Source organism: Nocardiopsis prasina DSM 43845 (genome assembly GCF_000341265.1).
Classification (GTDB): domain Bacteria; phylum Actinomycetota; class Actinomycetes; order Streptosporangiales; family Streptosporangiaceae; genus Nocardiopsis; species Nocardiopsis prasina.
Genome location: NZ_ANAE01000017.1, coordinates 1 through 2,095 on the forward strand (window position 1 = coordinate 1; position 2,095 = coordinate 2,095).

3 protein-coding genes are annotated in these 2,095 nt (G+C 71.0%); all 3 read right to left on the reverse strand.

All coding sequences use genetic code 11. The features are described 5' to 3' along the window. A partial coding sequence (locus tag D452_RS27355) for a GPP34 family phosphoprotein (protein ID WP_040692746.1) occupies positions 1 to 231 on the reverse strand: 231 nt, incomplete at its 3' end. A 106-nt stretch (positions 232 to 337) separates the two neighbouring features. Beyond that, a complete protein-coding gene (locus tag D452_RS0100930; protein WP_152498506.1) occupies positions 338 to 1,252 on the reverse strand; it encodes a CPBP family intramembrane glutamic endopeptidase in 915 nt (304 codons plus the stop codon). 220 nt (positions 1,253 to 1,472) lie between these two features. Next, positions 1,473 to 2,095: amino acid ABC transporter ATP-binding protein (locus tag D452_RS0100935; protein WP_017542305.1), on the reverse strand; the 623-nt coding region annotated here is incomplete at its 5' end.

Sequence of the window (2,095 nt, forward strand, 5' to 3'; positions counted from 1 at the left end):
CCGGTCGACCACGCCGTCGACGTCGGGGTCCCCGGTGCGGGCGGCGCCGGTCGTGCGCAGGTGCCCGCCGCCGTCGAGCGCGATCCTGCCGGCGAGGACGGCCTCGGCGATCACCGCCCCGGCCAGCCCGCACTGCAGGCGGTTGACGTCGGTGCAGGCGCGTCCGGTATCGGGCCGGTAGGCGAGCAGCAGAAGGTCGTCGGTGAGGATGCGCGGGGTCGTCGGGTCCATGCTGTCCCATCCGGTCCTACGGCACTGGTCCCGCGATTGTCCCAGCGCGCCGGCACCGGGCCCAGGGCGGTGAGCGGCCGCCCGCGGCCACGCCGGATCCGCCCGGCTAGACGAGCTGCAGTGCGGGCGCGACCCGCAGCAGAAGGACGCCGCTGCGCAGCAGGATGTTCAGCCAGATGTTGCGGTAGGCCGCCCACAGGTAGCCCTGCAGCACCCCGACTCCGGCGTAGAACACGATGGCGTGCGGGATGCCGAATTCCAGCTGCTGCGCCTGGCGCGAGAAGTCGCCGAGCTCCGACAGGTAGACGCTGGTCGCGGTGAACAGCGCCGCCCCGGCCAGTATGCCGGTCCAGCGGCCGAGGACCTGCTCCAGCCGCGTCTGCACCAGGGCGCGGAAGAAGATCTCCTCGGGCACGGCGACGGCGGCCACCACGGCCAGGACCGCGGCGAGCAGGACGACCGGGGAGGGCGCCGGAGCGGGGTTGATCGCCAGCGCCGCCAACACGAGGACCGCGGCTGCGGGGACGGCGCCCATCCAGCGCCAGCGCTCGGTCACGCTCATGGCGATCGACGGCATCACGGTGGAGTATCCCGAGATGGTGAATCCGCCGAGGTCCACGACGACCAGCGGCAGCACGAACAGCATCAGGATGCGGACGGGAGGCATCATGACCTCCCAGCTCACACCGGGAAAGAAGAGCCCCGCGAAGTAGGAGATCCCCGGTGTCGCGACGAGGAACACGACCAGGAGCGCGAGCAGCCAGACCACCTCGTTGGGCACCGAGTGCCCTTCGAGGGCGGTGCGGACCCGTTCGTCGAGCCGTTTGCGCTCGCGGTGGTCGGTCAGCACCGCGATGAGCGCCACTCCCGCCGCGGTCGGTACCAGCAGAGCCCCGTGGGCCACCGCCGCCGGCCCGGTCACGGGCATCGGCACGAGCGGGTTCAGCACGAGCGCGGTCGCCAGGGCCGCCACCGCCGCTGCGGCGCCCCATCTCCACAAGCGTCCGAATGACTTCGCCACCGGCCTCCCCCCAGTTCAGGACCTCAGTCTCTCCTGTCTGAGGGGAAAGGCGACGCAATGGAAACGGTATGTCGTTACTCTCCGCTTTTTTACTTTCCGCTGAGGAAAGCGACCTCCGCGGTGCTCCCGGCCCGCGAAGGCGCGGCGCGGACGCAGGCACCGGATCCCCGGCACCCGGCTCACCGCTCGCTCGGAGCCGGGTGCCGCTCCGGACCCGGCCTCAGCCGTTCTCGAGTACGGCCTTGAGGAACGATCTGGTCCGCTCCTCCTCCGGCGCGCCGAACATGCGCTCGGGCGGTCCCTCTTCGGCCACCTGGCCCTCGTCGAACATCAGCACGCGGTGCGAGACGTCGCGGGCGAAGCTCATCTCGTGGGTCACGCACAGCATGGTGATATCGGTGGTCTGGGCGATGTCGCGCAGCACGTCCAGCACACCGGCCACCAGCTCGGGATCCAGCGCCGAGGTGACCTCGTCCAGCAGCAGGATCCGGGGCCGCATCGCCAGCGCGCGGGCGATCGCCACGCGCTGCTGCTGCCCGCCGGAGAGCCGGGTGGGGTGCTGGTCGATCTTGTCACCGAGCCCCACGAGCTCCAGCAGCTCCTCGGCGCGCCCGTTCGCCTCGTCCTTGGCCACGCCCAGGCTGTGCACGGGGCCCTCGGTGACGTTCTTGCGCACGCTCATGTTCGGGAAGAGGTTGAACTGCTGGAACACCATCCCGATGCTCGTGCGCGCGCGCCGCAGGTGCGCCTCGTTGGCCTTGACGAGCTTGCCGCCGCGGTGCATGTGCGACAGGGGCTCGCCGTTGACGTGGATGACGCCGCCGTCGATCGGCTCCAGCGTCA